Origin of the sequence: Thalassococcus profundi (genome assembly GCF_003344785.1) — a bacterium.
GTDB lineage: Bacteria > Pseudomonadota > Alphaproteobacteria > Rhodobacterales > Rhodobacteraceae > Puniceibacterium > Puniceibacterium profundi.
In genome coordinates this window covers 113,380-130,643 of sequence record NZ_QPMK01000014.1, presented here as the reverse complement: position 1 = coordinate 130,643, position 17,264 = coordinate 113,380, and the positions used below count along the sequence as shown (strand labels likewise).

Here is a 17,264-nt window from a genome sequence, read left to right as displayed (position 1 = left end):
GCCGCGACCGGGGGCGCCGCCGGGGCCTCTGCGGGCGGGGCGGTGTCGGGTGCGGGGGCCGGCACGATCCGGATCGCGGCGCTGTCGCGCGCCGGGGCGGGACCGGACCAGGACGGGGCCGCGCCGAAGAACACCTCGCCCTTGAAGTCGGCCTTGGCGGCCTGGGCCACGAAGGCGACCGGTTCGAAATGGTGGCCTTCGGTGAAGGCCTGCGCCTCGTCCAGCGTCTCGCGGGCGACGGCGGCGACCATCAGGGTGTCGCCGCGCTGCGACCAGTCGTAGACAAGGTCGGAGACGGCATAGGGCGTGGCGCCCTCGAGCGCCGTTTCGATCGCCTCCCGGCGCGCGGCCTTTTCGGCGGGCGCGGGCAGCGACAGGTAGCGAATCTGCTCGTTCGGGATCACCAGCTTGACCTGGCCGCCGCTCTCTGGCTCCAGCGCATCCGCCTGTGCCCGAAGGTCGGCCAGCGCGCCGGAGAGGTCGTCGGCATCCAGCGCGATCTCGTCCACGACGGCCCAGCCGCCGGTCACGCGGCGCAGCAGTGCGATGCCGTCAAAGGAGAGGGAAAGTGCAAAATCCGGTGTCATGCGGCGCGTCTACCATCCATCCCTGGTCTGCCGAAGTCACGTATGGGTGACGCCCGCTTTTTATAGCAGGTCTTCGCCGAGGGAAAGGAAAGACCGTTGCGCTTGGCCTGCGCCAAGGCGACACTCCGCCCATTAACGCACGGTATCCCAAGGAGAATGCGATGCGGCTTCCGATTCTAGTGGCGGTTTTTCTGGGCCTGGGCAGCGCGCTTGCGGCGCAGGACACAGGCGCCACCGCCACCTCCGGCCCCACGATCAGTGTCTCGGGCGAGGGCAGCGCCTTTGCGGCGCCCGACATGGCGACCATCACGCTGGGCGTGACCGCGCGGGCCAAGGCGGCGGACGAGGCGATGGCCGAAACCTCGCGGATCACCGACGCGATCCTGCAGCGCCTGAGCGCCTTCGACGTCGCACCGCGGGACACGCAGACATCGGACCTGTCGCTGAACCCGGTCTGGTCGAACCGCCCCGGCACCAACGAGGCGCAGCGGATCGACGGGTTCGAGGCGTCGAATCGCCTGACCGTGCGCGTGCGCAACCTCGAGCAGCTGGGGGATATCCTCGGCGAGGTCCTGTCCGACGGGGCAAATCGCCTTGGCGGGCTGAGTTTCGGGCTGCAGTACCCCGAACCGCTGATGGAGGAAGCGCGGCGCAAGGCCGTCGAGGATGCCATGGCGCGCGCCCGCACCTATGCAGAGGCCGCCGGGATGACGCTGGGCCCGGTGATGTCGATCAACGAGGGCGGCATCCGGATGCCGCGGCCCGAAATGGCCATGGCGATGCGCGATGCGGCGGAATCGGTGCCGGTCGCCGGGGGCGAGACGGGGATCACCGCGTCGGTGTCGATGGTTTTTGCGCTGGAAAGCGACGGCTGAGCGCGGCGCCGTTCTCCGCGGGGGAAACGGACCGGAAATGTCCAGAATTCCGGTCACGAACTGGGTGGGACCGAAGCCGCAGGCCCCGTTTTTCGCGAGAAAAACGGGGCGCAATTCTCGAGAATTGCGCGGCCACGGTGTGTCAGGCGTTCGCCTTGTGCAGCGCCTGGTCGAGATCGGCGATCAGGTCGTCGGCTTCCTCGATCCCGATCGAGATTCGCACCACGTTGGGCGCGGCCCCGGCGGCGATCTGCTGTTCGGGCGTCAGTTGGCGGTGCGTGGTCGAGGCCGAGTGGATCACCAGGCTGCGGGTGTCGCCGAGGTTCGCCACGTGGCTGAAGATCTCCAGTGCCTCGACGAATTTCACGCAGCCTTCGTAGCCGGCCTTCAGTGCTACGGTGAAAAGCCCGCCGGCGCCGCGCGGGCAGACCTTCGCGGCGCGGTCGTGATAGGGCGAGGAATTCAGACCGGCATAGGTCACGCCTTCGACCGCGGGGTGTTTTTCCAGCCATTCCGAGATCTTGGTGGCGTTCTCCACGTGGCGCTGCATCCGCAGGCTCAGCGTCTCGATCCCCATCAGCGTGTAATGCGCCGCCTGCGGGTTCAGGGTCATGCCCAGGTCGCGCAGGCCGATGGCGATGCCGTGGAAGGTGAAGGCCAGCGGCCCGAAGGTTTCGGCGAACTTGAGGCCGTGATAAGCGGGCTCCGGCTCCGACAGCGACGGGAACTTGTCCGAGGCGGCCCAGTCGAAGCTGCCCGAGTCGACCACGACTCCGCCGGTCACCGTGCCGTTGCCGGTGAGGAACTTTGTCATCGAATGCACCACCAGCGTCGCGCCGTGTTCGATCGGGCGGCAGAGGTAGGGCGTGGCGGAGGTGTTGTCGACGATCAGCGGCAGACCCGCCGCGTCGGCCACATCCGCCACCGCGCGGATATCGGCCACGTGACCGCCCGGGTTGGCGATGGATTCGCAGAACACCGCGCGGGTGTCGTCGTCGATGGCGGACTTGATCGCGTCCATGTCGTCGATGTCGACGAACTTGGCCGACCAGCCGAAGCGGTGGATGGTCTGGCTGAACTGGGTGATCGAGCCGCCGTAGAGTCGGTTGGACACCACGATGTTCTTTCCCGGCCCCATCAGCGGGAAGAGCGCCATGATCTGCGCCGCATGCCCCGACGAGCAGCAGACCGCGCCGACGCCGCCTTCGAGCGTGGCGATGCGTTCCTGCAGCACCGCGACCGTCGGGTTGGTCAGGCGCGAATAGATGTAGCCCACTTCCTGCAGGTTGAAGAGCGCTGCCGCATGTTCGGCATCGCGGAACACGTAGGCCGTGGTCTGGTAGATCGGAGTCTGCCGCGCGCCGGTGGCCGGATCGGGCCGGGCGCCCGCGTGGATTTGCAGCGTGTCGAAGCCGTAGGTGGGTCCGTCGGTCATGTGGTATCTCTCCCTGAATGCCGTTTGCCAAGCTCTAGGCGATTGCGGCGCGTCCGACAATCGTTGCGCGCGGGTGGGCGCCTGTGATCGGCGCGCCACAGCTTTGCGCGCCGTCTTGTCATAAACAGCAAGTATGTTGACGGCGCGGGGCGACTCAGCATATTCGTGTAGTATGTTGAGGCAAGGAGACCATGACATGGCAAATAATGAAAACACAAAGACCAAGGCAGACGCATCCGAGGCCGCAGAGGCCGGCAAGAAACAGCGCCGCTCCGAACGCATGGCGCGCGCCAGCAACGTCGCCTTCAGCCTGGAACCCGCCGTGCGCGCACGCTTTGCGGCAGAGGCCAGGGAAAAGGGCATGGAGCTGGGGCATTACCTGCAGAAGGTCCTCGAGAACCACCTGCTCGACACTTCCGAAAAAGACGATCCGCTGGCCGAGCGCATCCGTGCCAAGCGCGCCGTGATCGACCATACGGTCACCCTGGCGCAGTCGCTGGATGCCGAGGGCAAGTTCGATGAAAATTTCGTGCTGACGGTGATGAAGACCGCCGCCAAGGACGAAGAGTTCATGATGATCTACAACACCGCCATCGGCTTTAACCCCGAGACCAAGAAGGCGCACGGCCAGAAGGCGCTGAACCAGCAGCTGGGCCGCCTGATCCGCAAATCCGTGGGCGCCACGGGGATCAAGACCGACGCCGGCCGCGTGGCGCGGGCACAGGTCGCGGGAGAAGTCATCTCGTCCTACACCCTGCTCACCAAGAAGGCCTGATACACCGCCTGCTCCTACAAGAGCCTCCCGGCCCTGTCGCATGCCTGCGGCAGGGCCGAATGCGTTCCGGGAGCAGCACACCCATCCCTTTGCCTGTGCATCTGACGGCGTCGGCGCGGGCCGGTCGTCCGCCCGGCGGCAGGGGCGTGCATCGGCGCGTTGTCCCGTTCTTCAGCGCAGCGGGGCGTTGAATTTTCGGCGCGAGTGCGCCATTTACCAGGATATGACAGATTTATGACGGCAGGCGGCACGGGGCCCGTCCGCCGCGGAGGTAGGTCCTGGTGAAGACGCTCAAACATCTGCAACGTGCCGTGCGCAACCAGGTGCCGCGCAAGACGATGCGCGACATCTACAACCGTCTGCGCTATGGCGCAGGCGCCCCGCTCAGCGACGAGACGGTCTGGCTGCCGCTGGCCGAGATCACCCGCGGCTACCGTCCCGATCCCGCGAAGGGCGCGCCGGTCCTGCGCCGCCGCCTGAGCGGAATGGTTCTGGGCGGCGACTGGCACCTGTCCTCGGCGCCGCTGGAACCGTCGGAAAAGGATGTCAGCTGCCGGATGCATTTCATCGAGGGCCGTCCCTGGGAGGAAACCCCGATCTGGGAGCGCCACACCGGCGAGATCGCCCGCGGCCATAGCCCCGACGGTTGCCGTACCATCGACGAGCTGCGCGGATGGTATGCCCGCCGCGACGCGGCCTTTCGCGCCATCCGCAGGGCCGGCACGCTGACCGCGGCGGCCGCGCTGCCGGACCGGGTGCGCCGCGAACACGGCGGCATCCTCGTGCATATCGGCCCGAACGGCACCTACCTGCGCTCGGGCGGCGGGGCGCACCGTTTTGCCATCGCGCAGCTGCTGGGCCTGACCTATATTCCCGTGCAGGTCGGCGTGGTCCATCGCGACGCAGTGCTGTCGGGTGAATACGCCAAGCTGCACAAGGGCCTGTCCCCGCCGGGAGAGACCCGCGCCGCAGCGCCGGTCAGCGCATCCAGAAGCCTTCCCGCTTGATCTGGTTGCGGATCGCCTGTTCGCGCGCGGGCAGGTCGTCCTGGTCGAAAAGCGCCCGCACCTTGTGCCCGCGCCCCTGGTAGATCATCCGCTTGAACGGCTCGTACTGCTTGAAGAGCTTCTTGAGCTTGTTGGGTTCTGTCACCTTTTCCAGCACGTCGACGACGCGGGCATCCTCGCGCGCGTAGAGGAGCGGCAGCAGCCGGTAGTGGCAGGTGACCGACCCGTCGAGATAGCCTTCGGGAAGGGTATCGCGCCCCCCGCCGAAGGAATGGATCACCAGCGGCAAGGCCACCTGGTCGAGCCAGGGATCGAGGCTCTGGCACACCAGCTCGGGCGGCGCGTCGTCGCGGATGGCCAGCGCGTAGTCGAGAAACCGTTGACCGAAGGCTTGCGGGCAGCGGTAGAAGAAGAACCCGGCGTTGAAATAGAGATAGCGCCGCCAGTATTCGTCGGGCTGTGTCAGGTCCAGAGAGCTGTCGAAGTCGAGCCCGAACGTGTCGTAGAGCGATTTCCACGTCTGCGTGTAGCCCGGTCCGTAGAGTTCAAGCTGCGGCCAGGTGCCTTCGCGCCGCAGCGACGCCGTGGGCCGGTCGAAGTCGAAGGGCACGGTGTCCAGCGCGTCCAGCACCAGCGTGTCGGTGTCGAAGAACACGAAAGGTTCGTCCTTCGGCAGGGCGGTCAGTGCCTCGATCTTGTTGCCATAGGCATAGTCCTGCCCGAAATGCCGGCTGTCGAAGGGCAGGAAGGTCGCGCCCAGATCCGAGAGCGCGTCGCGGATGCCCGGATCGGCGATGCGCGGGTCGGTGCGCCAGAGCGGTCCGGGCTGCGGTTCGGCGATGAACAGCCGGAACCGGTCGCTGGTGCCGCTGTGGCGCAGGGAGGCGGCAAACAGCAGCGCCTCGTATTGCAGCCGCCCGGACTGGCCGACGATCAGGATGTTCACGGGTGGAAGGTCGGCCTTTTTGCGCGGCATGGGGGTGGGCCTGACTGCTCTTTTTTGCTTTGATGGCAGTATAATTCAGAAGCACAGATGACAAAAGCATTGTTACGCGGCCTTCAGGGGCCGGATTTTCGAGAGGATTTTGAAGATGATGGATTGGATCCTGATCGGCATCGCCGTGTCCCTTGGCAGCGGAGAGGGCGCTTCGGCCGCCGCGGCCACCGGCCTTGTCGCCGAGGCGCAGGCACCCACGGGAAAGTTCACCACCGCCACCGAGGTGCGCCCGATCCTCGGCGCCACCCGCGGCAGCTGGATCGCGCTGCGCGACTACGGCGGGCAGGACCTGCTCTATGTCACGCACTTGTTGGCCTGGCGCTGCGGCCTGGCACAGCTGCGCTACGGCATCAACGGCGGCGATCTGCAGGTCTGGGACTTGCCGCCCTGCCACGCGGGCACGGCCAGCCCGAATGCGCTGCTGCCGGAAGACGGCATGCCGTACCTCGCCTTTGCCGCGGGATCGGTCGACCGCGTGGAGATCGAGCTGACCTACGACGACCTGTCGGTGGACACCGCCGCCTTCGACCGGGCGCAGGTAATGATGCCCTGAGGCCCGACCGGCACAAAGAAAAGGCGCGCCGTCCTTGCGGAACGGCGCGCCTGTGTCGTCCTCTCGGTCGATCCGTCAGTCGGAAATCGACCCTTCCTCGTCGCGGGACATATGCATCCGGCGCTTGATCCGGCCACCGATCACGATGGGCAGGATGAAGCCGACGATGGCGACGGTCCAGAGCCCGATGGCCAGCGGCGAGCCGATCAGCACCGAATAGTCGCCGTTGGAGATTTCGACCGCGCGGCGGAAGTTCACCTCCATCTCGTTGCCCAGCAGCGTGCCGAGGATGACCGGCACCAGCGGCACATCGAGCTTGCGCAGGACCCAGCCCATCACGCCGAAACCGACCATCATCAGAAGCTCGAAGGGCGAGCCGGAGATGCCGTAGATGCCGACGAAAGAGATCATCGCGACGATGGGCATCAGGATGCGCGGCGGCACCAGCAGGACGCGGGTGAAGAGTCCCACCATCGGGATGTTCATCGCCAGCAGCATGAAGTTGCCGATGAAGAGCGCCGCGATAAGGCCCCAGACAACGTCGGGGTTCTGCGTGAAGAGCAGCGGCCCAGGGGTAATGTTGAGCGCCAGCAGCACCGCCAGCAGGACCGCGGTGGTGCCGGACCCCGGCACGCCGAGCGCCAGCATCGGCACCAGCGCGCCACCGGCGGCCGCGTTGTTGCCGGCCTCGGGGGCGGCGACGCCGCGCGGATCGCCGGTGCCGAAGGTCTTGTCCTTGTCGACCAGGCGCTTTTCCATCGAATAGGAGATGAAGGACCCGAGCGAGGCCCCCGCGCCCGGCAGGACGCCGGCGATGAAGCCCAGCACGGTGGTGCGGCCCATGGTCGGGATGCAGGAGCGGATCAGCGACCAGGACGGGATGATCTTGCCCACTTCGGTCGGCGGCTTGGTCGAGATGTCGCGGTCGGTGCCGCGATGTTCCAGGAAGACGAAAACTTCGGAGAGTGCGAAGAGGCCCACGATGGCAATGAGGAAGTCGATGCCGTCGTAGAGATGCACCTCGCCGAAGGTCAGGCGCGGCACGCCGGTCTGGGTGTCGACTCCGACCATCGCAAGGCCCAGGCCAAGCGCCGCGGCGAAGGCCGATTTCGCCTGGTTCGTCGCGGCGATGCCGCCCAACGTGGCAAAGGCCAGGGTGAAGAGCGCGAAATACTCCGCCGGGCCGAAGAGCAGCGCGACCTTGACCAGCTGCGGCGCCAGCAGCACCAGCCCCCAGGTGGCGAAGAAGGCGCCGACGAAGGACGCGACGCCCGACAGCGCCAGCGCCTCGCCGGCGCGGCCCTTCTGCGCCATGGGATAGCCGTCGAGGCAGGTCATCATCGCCGGTTCGTCGCCGGGAATGTTGAGCAGGATCGACGATATTCGCCCGCCGTACATCGCGCCGTAGTAGACCGAGGTGAGCAGGATCAGCGAGGGCGTCGCGCCAAGGCCCAGGGTGAAGGCCAGCGGGATCAGGATCGCCACGCCGTTCGACGGGCCAAGGCCGGGCAGGGCGCCCATGATCGTGCCGAGAAAGCAGCCCATCAGCGCCAGGAACAGGTTCTGCCAGGTCATCGCGATCAGGAAGCCGTCGCCGAGATTGGAGAGCGTTTCCATGTCAGTCTCCTTGCGGTGCGGTTGCGGGGGCGGGCTCCGGATCGCTGGCGAAGAGATCGCCGAGGGAGGAGAAGAAGCCGTCGATGGCCAGTTCCATGCCCTCGCGGGGCAGGCTGAGACCCAGCAGGGACCGGAAGATCAGGTAGATGCCAAGCGCCGTCACGACGCCGATCACGACGCTTTCGACAGGTTTCGACCCGAGCCGCCAGGTCAGGTAGCCCGAGGCGACGGCGGTGGGCAGCAGGAAACCGAAAGCCGGCAGCGCCTCGGCATAGATGACGAGGACCAGCGCGGCGAGGCCGATCTCGGCGACCCGGCCCCAGGTCGGCCATTCGGGATCGGGATCGGGCTTGATCAGGAACCAGGCCGACGACAGCCCGAGTATTGTTGCAATGATCCAGGGAAAGACCTTCGGCCCGACCTCGTCGGTCAGAAAGCTTTCCTGGATGCCCGCGGCGGCCCAGGCGTAGATGATCGCCAGCACGAGGCCGATGCCGCCGAAGATGCGGTCGCTCATGATCCCCTCCCGTGAATGTGGTGATGTCCCCCGGCGGTCACCGCCGCCGGGGTCGTGGTCTGCTTATTGCAGGATGCCGATTTCGCGGCTCAGGCTTTCGATGTTCGCGACGCTTTCGGCGACGAAGGCCTGGAACTCCTCGCCATGCAGGTCGAGCGGCGCGAGACCGTTGGCCTCCATCACCGCCTGCCATTCGTCGCTGGCATACAGCGTGTCGAGCTGCGCGACCCAGTAGTTGTAGGCCGCATCGGACATGCCGCCCGGCGCGTAGAAGCCGCGCCAGTTGGCGCCGATGGCGTCGATGCCCTGCTCGCGCGCGGTCGGCATCTCCGAGAATTCGCCGTCAAGGCGTTCGGGTGCCAGCACCGCCAGCACCTTGATGTCGCCCGATTCGACGAAACCCTGCGCTTCGGACAGGTCGCCGGTAAAGGCCTGGAGCGAACCTGCCAGCAGCTGCGTGACCGCCTCGCCGCCGCCCGCGAAGGCGATGTATTTCACTTCACGCACATCCTCGACGCCGGCTTCCTGCGCGGCGATCAGGACTTTCAGGTGGTCCCAGCCGCCGACGGCGGAGCCGCCGCCGAAGTTGACCTCGGACGGGTTCGACCGCACCTGCTCCAGCAGATCGGGCAGGGTGTCGACCTCGCTGTCGGCGGAGACGGCGATCACGCCGTAATCGGCGCCGATGGACCCCAGCCAGCGTACCTGGTCCATGGTGTTGCCCGGAAAGGCGCCCTGCGCGAGACGGGTCGCGGTGGCGGTCGAGGCCGCCACGACGAGGTCGTTGTCGTCGTTGCGCTTGTTGACCACTTCGGCAAATGCCACGCCGCCGCCGCCGCCCGACAGGTTCACGACCTGCATGGTGGACGGGATCAGGCCCGTGTCCTGAAGCACCTTGCCGACCTGGCGGCAGGTAAAGTCCCAGCCGCCGCCGGGGTTCGCCGGGGCGATGCATTCGGGGTTCTCGGGGGTGAAATCCTGCGCCATGGCGGCAAAGGGCGCCGCAACGACAAAGGTGGCCACCGCGACACCGCGGCGGATCGAGTCAAATGACATGGTTGTCCTCCCTGTAGTACATCCGCCGCCTCCCGCCGCGGATCGAAAGTTTCGGTACCACTCGAAGCTGTCACCAACCTGTCACGCCCGCAACTTGTTTCCCTCTTGAGTGGACGGAGCTGTCCGGTTCGACGGGATGGGGTGAGACCTTCAAGGGTCACGCGAATTGCGTCCGAGCGGGATCGGATCATCGGGAAACGTCGGCGACCGGCATGTCAGGCCAGGCGAACGCGCCTGGTGGGTTGATGTGGTGACCGCACGAGACCGGCAGGCGCTGTCGTCCGACCGGAGATGCCCGGAGGCGCTTTCGGAAGACCGCGCACCGTTTCGGTCGACAGATGCGCAGACGCGTACGTGGGCCGCGCGCTTTCCGTCGCCCGGTCACGCGCCCGGGCGCATGGTCACCAGGCGGTGATTCGCCCCTCGGGCGGGAGCCACATGGGATCGCCCTCCTGAATCCCGAAGGCGTCGTAAAACGCGGGCAGGTGCTGGAGCGCGGCAATGGCACGGTAGGGCGAGGGCGCATGCGGATCGTTGTCGACCAGCATCCGGTCAATCGCTTCGGTCGATTTCGTGGCCCAGTTCTTTGCCCAGGACAGGAAACACCGCTGATCGGGCGTGAAACCCTGGATCTCCACATTCTCTTCCGGATGCTCTTCAAGATAGTCGCGCAGGGCTTCGTGGGCGAGGGTGATGCCGCCCAGATCGGCCATGTTTTCCCCCACTTCCAGAGGCCCGTTGGCCATGAGGCCCGGCGCGACCTCGTAGGTGTTGGCCTGTTCAATCAGCTTTTGCGCCTTTTCGGTAAAGCGCACCGTGTCGTCGAATGTCCACCAGTCGCGCAGGTTGCCGCTGGCGTCGAACTGCCGCCCCAGGGAGTCGAACCCGTGGGTCATTTCGTGGCCGAGAATGGCGCCCATCCGGCAGAACCAGACCGCCGCATCCTTCTCCGGCTCGAAAAAGGGCGGTTGCAGGATCGCCGCAGGCACCTCGTACCCGTTGATGCCGGGGCTGTAGGCGGCATTGACCGTCGTGGGGCGCGTTTCCGGGCTGTTGAATGCCTCCCGACTCACCGGTCCCCCATATTTGGCCATGTAGCGGTCATGTTCGAAGGCGGCGATGGACATCAGGTTGGCAACCGGGTCCGCGCCGATCTCGACCGCGGAATAGTCGATCCACGTGTCCGGCCCGCCCATCGTGGCGGAAAGGTCGGCGAGTTTCGCCGCCGCCTCGGCACGGGTTTCTTCGCTCAGCCAGTCGCGGGTCGGTATGCGCCTTGCGAAGACCGCCTTCACGCGGGCGAACATGTCCTCGGCCGCGGTCCTGGCGTTTTCGGTCAGATGCGCGTCGACGTAGATCTGCCCCAGCGGATGGGCGAGGTGTTCGGCGACAAGCTGGGCCGCCGTTTCCGCGCGCAGTGGCACGACGGCGCTGCCCAGCAGGACGGCCGACAATCCCAGGTTCGGCTCCTGGAACGCGGTCGACATCGCGGGCGCGAATTTCAGGATCATCCGCAGCTTGAGGTAATCCTTTATGTCCTCGATCGGGCGCGTGCGCAGCACCTCGGACAGCACCGGCAGGTAGCGCGGCGAAAACAGCACCACGTTCTCGATATCCGGTGGATAACCGGCGGTCTCCAGCAGCTCGGACAGGTCGACCTCTGGGATGAGGGACTGCAATTCGTCAAGTGTCGTCGGGTTGTAGGTGAGCCGGGGATCGCGCCGTTCGATGGGCGACAGGACGCCGGAATAGAGGGTTCTTTCGATCTCCACGGCGGTGCGCGCGATCTGCCCGGCATCGCCGGCGGGGAGGCAGGCGACCATCAGCACTTCGTCCAGGTAGGTCCGGTAGGCGTTCAGCCGTCCGCCGTCATCCGGTTCCGCGAGGATGCTCGCAAAGTGCGCTTCGATGCCGAACGCTGGCGCGCCGAAGCCGAACTCGTTCCGGCTGTTGTCCAGCCTGCCTTCGGTATGGCCGAAACCGAGAAACACGCCCGGACCGCCGATCCGATCCATACGCACCATGATTTGGCCAAGATCCGCCAGGCCGGTCATGGCGTCGATCCGGTCGAGTTCGCCTTGAATGGGCGCTATGCCGCGCGCGTCGATCGTGTCGGTGTCCATGTAGGCGCGGTAGAAATCTCCCACGAGCTGGGTCGGACTGCCCCTTGGGGCGCTGTCGGCCTCTTCGGCGGCGCGCAGCAGGATGGCGGTCACCTGCGCCTGCACCAGATCGCCGGTGATGGCGAAAATCCCTTATATCGGGTATTTTTCGGGGCGTTCGATCCGGTCGAGCCAGCCGCCGACGGCGTAGCGGTAGAAATCCTCCCGGGGATCGGCGCTCGGGTCCATGTTCTCGACCGGGAAGCCAAGCATGTCCGGTCCGACCGAACCTGCCTGCGCGAACGTGGTGTTGGCGGAAAGGAGGGTCGATGCGGCAAGGCAGGCCGCCGTGAGGCCGGTGCGATGGTTCATGGACGCTCTCCAAACTGGGCGGGGCCGGATACGACCCTTCGCTTCCGCTTCCCGTTAAAGGGTACTTCGGGCGAGTCCCTAAAGCTAACTTTTTGGCCCGACGCCCGACTGCGGCGGTTGAAGCCTCAAGTCTCGATCCCTTGACATATGAGCCGTGAAATTGAGGTGGCGCGGACCATCGACGCGCCGCTTTCGTGCGACGGCGACCGGCGCAGGTTCTGCGCTGGCGATTGCGTTGGGTGGTTTCGGACGCAGCGCCTGTGCCTCGCAAACGACGCAGGTGGCGCCAGCCTTGATCCGTCCCCGAGCGCCCCGTCTTTTCCGCGGCCTTCCGCGAGGGACCTATGGCCGAACAGTCCGCAGATGGGACCGCCCCGGACCGCGACGCATGCGTGGCACACGGCTCAGATCGTGATCGGCGTCATCACCTCGGGTTCGATCACGTCCACCCCGGGCAGCGCCTTGACCAGCTCTTCGGCGGACTGTTCCAGGAGCGGGAAGGTGCGATAGTGACAGGGGATCACCGTCTTGAAATCGAAGAACGTTTTGCAGGCGTAGGCGGCACGGCGCATGTCCATGGTGAAATGCCCGCCGGCGCAGAGGATGCCGATATCGGGCGCGTGCAGGTCGTTGAACACCCCCATGTCCGCCATCACGTCCGTGTCCCCCGAGACGTAGATCGTGTGGCCTTCGCCCGCGATCATAAAACCGCATTCGGAGCCGGGCACCCAGGGCCCCTTGCCGCCGGAAAAGCTGCTGGAATGGACCGCGTGGACCATGGTCACCTTGACCTCACCCAGCGCCACCGTGCCGCCCTTGTTGAAGCCGATGGTCTCGATCCCCTCGCTGTCGGCCCAGTAGGACATCAGGTCGAACTGCCCGACCAGCGGAATGCCCAGTTTCTTTGCCAGCGACAGCACGTCGGAGGCGTGGTCGCCATGGGCATGGGTCAGCAGCAGATGCGTGGCGCCTTCGGTCGCGGCGCCGTGCCGGTCTTCGGTTAGCATCGGGTTGCCGGTGAGCCAGGGGTCGATCAGCAGCACTTCGCCCGCGATCTCGATGCGGAACGATCCGTGTCCCAGCCAGGTGATGTTCATGGTCTCGTCCTCCTCGTGATCCCGCCAAGGAGGGTAGGGCGCACCGCCGGCCCGGAAAGGCTGAAACCGCGCTCAGTCCGGCTGCGGCACCAGCTTGCCGGGATTGAGGATGTCATGCGGATCGAGCGCGCGCTTGATCGTGCCCATGACCTCCCAGCCTGGGCCGTGTTCCCGCGCCATGTAGCGCATCTTGCCCAGGCCGATGCCATGTTCGCCGGTGGCGGTGCCGCCCAGGTCCAGCGCGCGTTCGACCATCCGGTGAGACAACGCCTCGGCGGTCTCCTGGTCCTGCGACTTCGCGGGGTCGATGAGCAGGATGGCGTGGAAATTGCCGTCGCCCACGTGGCCCAGGATCGGCCCGGGCAGGCCGCTTTGGGCGATGTCGGCCTGGGTCGCGCCGATGGCTTCGGCCAGGCGCGACACCGGCACGCAGATGTCGGTGACGAGCGCGCGGTGCCCGGGGCGCGAGGCCAGCACCGCGTAATGGGCGTTGTGCCGCATGGTCCAGAGCGCGCGACGGTCCTCTTCCTGCGCCGACCACTCGAACGTCCCGGCGCCGTGATCGGCGGCGATCTCGCCGAACCGCGCGGCGTCCTGCGCGACGCTTTCGGGGGAGCCGTGGAATTCCAGCATCAGGTGCGGCTGTTCGGGAAAGCCCGTCCCGGCATAGCCGTTGAAGATGCGCGCCGTGGCCGCGTCCACCAGTTCAATGCGCGCCACCTGCAGGCCCATCTGCACCGTGTCGATCACCGCGTTCACCGCGTCCTCGACCGAGGCGAAGGCGCAGACGCCCGCCGACACCGCCTCGGGGATGCCGTGCAGGCGCAGCGTCAGTTCGGTCATCAGCCCCAGCGTGCCTTCGGACCCCACCAGCAACGCGGTGAGGTCGTAGCCCGCGGAAGATTTGCGCGCCCGGCTGCCGGTGCGCACCACCTGACCGTCGGCCAGCACCGCCTGGAGCCCCAGAACGTTATCGCGCATGGTGCCGTAACGAACCGCCGTGGTGCCGCTGGCGCGCGTCGCCGCCATCCCGCCCAGAGAGGCATTGGCGCCGGGATCGACCGGGAACATCAGCCCCGTGGCGCGCAACTCGCGGTTCAGCTGTTCGCGCGTGACGCCGGGCTGCACCGTCACGTCCAGATCCGCGGGCCGGATTTCCAGCACCTTGTTCATGCGGCTGAAATCGACGCAGACCCCGCCCCGCGGCGCCTGGGCATGGCCCTCGAGCGAGGTGCCGGTGCCCCATCCGATCACCGGCACCCGCGCCTCGGCACAGAGCGTGACGATGCGCTGTACCTCTTCGGTGGTGTCTGGGTAGGCGACGGCATCCGGGGGCATCGGCGGAAAATGCGACTCCGAACGGCCGTGCAGGTCGAGATCGGACTTGGACCGGGACAGCCGTTGGCCTAGGAAAGAAGCCAGCGCGTCGAGTGTTTGAGGGGCGGTCATCGGCAACCTTTCGAGACAGTTGAGCGATCCTAGCGGCTGCGGAGGCCGCGCGAAAGTCCACGGGGAAAGGGCCATGCCCGGGTTGGTGGAGACGTGCCGAAGCGCGTGGCAGGACAACGGCCGGAAGGGCAGCGGATGATCATCTCGGAACCATGGGGCAGGCTCACCGCCAGCTGCGGCCGCGGTTGGGACGTGCTGCGCCACCGCGGCCCGGGGCAGGTGTTGTTCTGGTTCATTGCCCTGATGATCGGCATCGGAGCGGGTCTCGCGGCATTGCTTTTCCGCAAGGCGATCGAATGGTTGCAGACGGCGCTGTACGGCACCGAGGACGTGAACCTGCTGCACAGCTTTGCCACCACTCTGCCGTGGTATTCGGTGCTTCTGATCCCGGTGCTGGGGGGCGGCACCGTGGGTCTGATCCTGCATTACTTCACCCCCGATGGCCGGGTACGGTCGGTGTCGGACGTGATCGAGGGCGCGGCGCTCAACGACGGGCGGGTCGAGAAGAAGGCCGGCATCGCCTCGATGCTCTGCTCGTGGATCACCCTGTCCACCGGCGGATCGACGGGCCGCGAAGGACCGGTCGTGCATATCGCCGCGATGATGTCGAGCTGGGTCAGCAACCTCATCCGTGCCGACGGCATCACCGGGCGCGACCTTCTGGGCTGCGCCGTGGCCGCCGCCGTCTCGGCCAGCTTCAACGCCCCCATCGCCGGCGCGCTCTTCGCGCTCGAAGTGGTGCTGCGCCATTTCGCCCTGCACGCCTTTGCACCCATCGTCATCGCCAGCGCCGCCGGCACGGTGATCAACCGGCTGGCCTTTGGCGACGTGACCGAATTCAGCCTGCCGGGCACGACGGTGGTCGAATTCTACCTCGAATTGCCGGCTTTCCTGATCCTCGGCCTCGTCTGCGGGCTGGTGGCGGTGGTGACCATGCGCTGCATCTTCTGGTCCGACGACCTGGGCACGCGACTGCAGAACCGGCTGAACCTGCCGCACTGGCTGCGACCGGCGGCGGCGGGCATCCTGCTGGGCGCGCTGGCCATCGAGTTTCCGCATATCATCGGTGTCGGCTACGAGACGACAAGCCTTGCGCTGACCGGCAACCTGCTGCTGTCCGAAGCGGTGGTCTTCGCCGTGCTCAAGGTCGCCGCCCTGTCGATCACCATGGCCGGGCGCATGGGCGGCGGCGTGTTCTCGCCGTCGCTGATGATCGGCGCGCTGACCGGCCTGGCCTTCGGTCTGATCGCCACCGGCCTTTTTCCCGACCATTCCGGCGCCTTCACGCTCTATGCGCTGGCGGGGATGGGAGCGGTTGCAGCCTCGGTGCTGGGTGCGCCGATTTCCACGACGCTCATCGTCTTCGAACTCACGGGCGACTGGCAGACCGGCCTTGCGGTGATGGTTTCCGTGTCGATCTCCACCGCCGTGGCGTCGAAGCTGGTGCACCGGTCGTTCTTCCTGAGCCAGCTTGAACGGCGCAACGTGCACCTCGCGGCCGGACCGCAGGCCTATCTGCTGGCGATGTTCCGGGTGCAGGGCGTCATGCGCAAGGCGGCCGATCTTGGCCCCGAGGTCACGGCCTTCTGCGAAGAAATGATCGGCCAGGAGCTTTATGTCACCACCACCTCGACGCTCGAGACCGTGCTGCCGCTCTTCGACAAGTCCGGGGTCAGCTACGTGCCGGTGATCTCGGTTGTCGAAGAGGGCAAGGATCCGGTCCTGCAGGGCGCGCTGTTCCATGTCGACGCGCTCAAAGCCTATAATCGCGCGCTGGCAGCCACTGCTGCCGAAGAACACGGATAGCCGCCTGTTCAGCCGCCGGTATGGCTCATGTGGCGCGACACGCGGCCGTCGACCGACTGCCGGGAATAGTCGAAATCGTGCCCCTTGGGCTTGAGCGCGATCGCGCGGCGGATCGCCTCCTCGAGCGGTGCGTCGCTGGCGGGATGGTTGCGCAAGGCGCTGCGCAGATCCGCATTGTCCTCCTGGCCCAGGCACATGAAGAGCTCTCCGGTGCACGTCAGGCGCACGCGGTTGCAGCTTTCGCAGAAATTATGCGTGAGTGGCGTGATGAAACCGATCTTCTGCCCGGTCTCTTCCAGCCGCACATAACGTGCCGGGCCGCCGGTGCTCTCGGGCAGGTCGGTGAGCGTGTAGTGGCGCCCCAGCTGCGCGCGCAGGTCGTTCAGCTTCCAGTACTGGCCCAGCCGGTCCTCGTTGCCGATATCGCCCATCGGCATGACCTCGATCCAGGTCAGGTCCATGTCCCGTTCGGCGCACCATTCGGTGAGCGTCAGCAATTCGTCCTCGTTGAAGCCCTTGAGCGCCACGGTGTTGATCTTGACCCGCAACCCCGTCTTCTGCGCCGCATCTATGCCGCGCAGCACCTGGGGCAGGCGGCCCCAGCGGGTGATGTCGGCGAACTTCTGCTCGTCCAGCGTGTCGAGCGAGATGTTCACCCGTCGCACACCCGCCGCGTAAAGGTCGTCCGCGAACCGTTCAAGCTGCGACCCGTTGGTCGTCAGCGTCAGTTCCTTCAGCGCGCCGGACTCGAGGTGCCGCGTCATCTGGCGGAAAAACGTCATGATATCGCGCCGCACCAGCGGTTCGCCGCCGGTGATGCGCAGCTTTTCCACGCCCAGCCGCACGAAGGTCGAACACATGCGGTCCAGTTCCTCCAGCGTCAGAAGCTCCTTCTTCGGCAGAAAGGTCATGTTTTCCGACATGCAGTAGACGCAGCGAAAATCGCAGCGGTCCGTGACGGAGACGCGCAAGTAGGAGATCGGGCGTGCGAACGGGTCGATGAGGGGTGCTGTCATGGC

15 protein-coding genes and 1 pseudogene are annotated in these 17,264 nt (G+C 66.4%); 5 read left to right on the top strand and 11 right to left on the bottom strand.

The window, feature by feature from the left end; genetic code table 11:
* Nucleotides 1-587 (bottom strand): annotated as a pseudogene (locus tag DU478_RS16500) (hypothetical protein); the annotation flags it as partial.
* Between the two features lie 161 nt (nt 588-748).
* On the opposite strand from DU478_RS16500, the gene DU478_RS16495 reads away from it, so the two are divergent.
* Nucleotides 749-1,462, top strand: coding sequence for an SIMPL domain-containing protein (locus tag DU478_RS16495; RefSeq protein ID WP_114512073.1), 714 nt, complete (start codon nt 749-751; stop codon nt 1,460-1,462).
* A 142-nt stretch (nt 1,463-1,604) separates the two neighbouring features.
* On the opposite strand, the gene DU478_RS16490 is transcribed toward DU478_RS16495, so the two are convergent.
* Entirely contained in the window at nt 1,605-2,897 is a 1,293-nt protein-coding gene (locus tag DU478_RS16490) for an O-acetylhomoserine aminocarboxypropyltransferase/cysteine synthase family protein (protein ID WP_114512072.1), read from the bottom strand.
* Nucleotides 2,898-3,093: 196 nt separating this feature from the next.
* Between DU478_RS16490 and DU478_RS16485 the strand changes: the two genes are divergently transcribed.
* Nucleotides 3,094-3,672 carry a hypothetical protein gene (locus tag DU478_RS16485; protein ID WP_114512071.1) on the top strand — a complete coding sequence of 193 codons (579 nt, stop codon included), beginning with the start codon at nt 3,094-3,096 and terminating at the stop codon, nt 3,670-3,672.
* Nucleotides 3,673-3,953: 281 nt separating this feature from the next.
* Entirely contained in the window at nt 3,954-4,679 is a 726-nt protein-coding gene (locus DU478_RS16480; protein WP_199488362.1) for a hypothetical protein, read from the top strand.
* On the opposite strand, the gene DU478_RS16475 is transcribed toward DU478_RS16480, so the two are convergent.
* Complete coding sequence (locus tag DU478_RS16475) at nt 4,651-5,655, bottom strand: hypothetical protein (RefSeq protein ID WP_114512070.1); 1,005 nt, start codon at nt 5,653-5,655, stop codon at nt 4,651-4,653. The two genes, DU478_RS16480 and DU478_RS16475, sit on opposite strands and share 29 nt — an antisense overlap.
* Before the next feature lie 115 nt (nt 5,656-5,770).
* Here DU478_RS16475 and DU478_RS16470 point away from each other — a divergent pair, with 115 nt between their 5' ends.
* Nucleotides 5,771-6,229: a hypothetical protein gene (locus DU478_RS16470; protein WP_199488361.1), complete on the top strand. Its 459-nt coding sequence runs from the start codon at nt 5,771-5,773 to the stop codon at nt 6,227-6,229.
* A 75-nt stretch (nt 6,230-6,304) separates the two neighbouring features.
* Here the strand turns inward: DU478_RS16470 and DU478_RS16465 are convergent, their stop codons facing one another.
* The 7 genes from DU478_RS16465 to DU478_RS16435 all read right to left on the bottom strand — a co-directional run bounded on the left by DU478_RS16465 (nt 6,305) and on the right by DU478_RS16435 (nt 14,439).
* Nucleotides 6,305-7,846 carry a tripartite tricarboxylate transporter permease gene (locus DU478_RS16465; protein ID WP_114512069.1) on the bottom strand — a complete coding sequence of 514 codons (1,542 nt, stop codon included), beginning with the start codon at nt 7,844-7,846 and terminating at the stop codon, nt 6,305-6,307.
* A 1-nt stretch (nt 7,847) separates the two neighbouring features.
* On the bottom strand, nt 7,848-8,363 hold the full coding sequence (locus tag DU478_RS16460; RefSeq protein ID WP_114512068.1) for a tripartite tricarboxylate transporter TctB family protein: 516 nt from the start codon (nt 8,361-8,363) through the stop codon (nt 7,848-7,850).
* 63 nt (nt 8,364-8,426) lie between these two features.
* Nucleotides 8,427-9,419, bottom strand: coding sequence for a Bug family tripartite tricarboxylate transporter substrate binding protein (locus DU478_RS16455; protein ID WP_114512067.1), 993 nt, complete (start codon nt 9,417-9,419; stop codon nt 8,427-8,429).
* A 401-nt stretch (nt 9,420-9,820) separates the two neighbouring features.
* Nucleotides 9,821-11,662 carry a M13 family metallopeptidase gene (locus DU478_RS16450; protein WP_325048105.1) on the bottom strand — a complete coding sequence of 614 codons (1,842 nt, stop codon included), beginning with the start codon at nt 11,660-11,662 and terminating at the stop codon, nt 9,821-9,823.
* Between the two features lie 12 nt (nt 11,663-11,674).
* The gene (locus DU478_RS16445) at nt 11,675-11,893 is read right to left on the bottom strand and encodes a hypothetical protein (protein ID WP_114512065.1); all 219 of its coding nucleotides are present in this window, start codon (nt 11,891-11,893) and stop codon (nt 11,675-11,677) included.
* Nucleotides 11,894-12,297: 404 nt separating this feature from the next.
* Nucleotides 12,298-12,990: a metal-dependent hydrolase gene (locus DU478_RS16440; protein ID WP_114512064.1), complete on the bottom strand. Its 693-nt coding sequence runs from the start codon at nt 12,988-12,990 to the stop codon at nt 12,298-12,300.
* 72 nt (nt 12,991-13,062) lie between these two features.
* The gene (locus DU478_RS16435; protein ID WP_114512063.1) at nt 13,063-14,439 is read right to left on the bottom strand and encodes an FAD-binding oxidoreductase; all 1,377 of its coding nucleotides are present in this window, start codon (nt 14,437-14,439) and stop codon (nt 13,063-13,065) included.
* 135 nt (nt 14,440-14,574) lie between these two features.
* Here DU478_RS16435 and DU478_RS16430 point away from each other — a divergent pair, with 135 nt between their 5' ends.
* The gene (locus tag DU478_RS16430; RefSeq protein WP_114512062.1) at nt 14,575-16,245 is read left to right on the top strand and encodes a chloride channel protein; all 1,671 of its coding nucleotides are present in this window, start codon (nt 14,575-14,577) and stop codon (nt 16,243-16,245) included.
* Between the two features lie 8 nt (nt 16,246-16,253).
* Here the strand turns inward: DU478_RS16430 and moaA are convergent, their stop codons facing one another.
* A complete protein-coding gene (gene moaA / locus DU478_RS16425) occupies nt 16,254-17,261 on the bottom strand; it encodes a GTP 3',8-cyclase MoaA (protein ID WP_114512061.1) in 1,008 nt (335 codons plus the stop codon).
* Nucleotides 17,262-17,264: the final 3 nt, after the last annotated feature.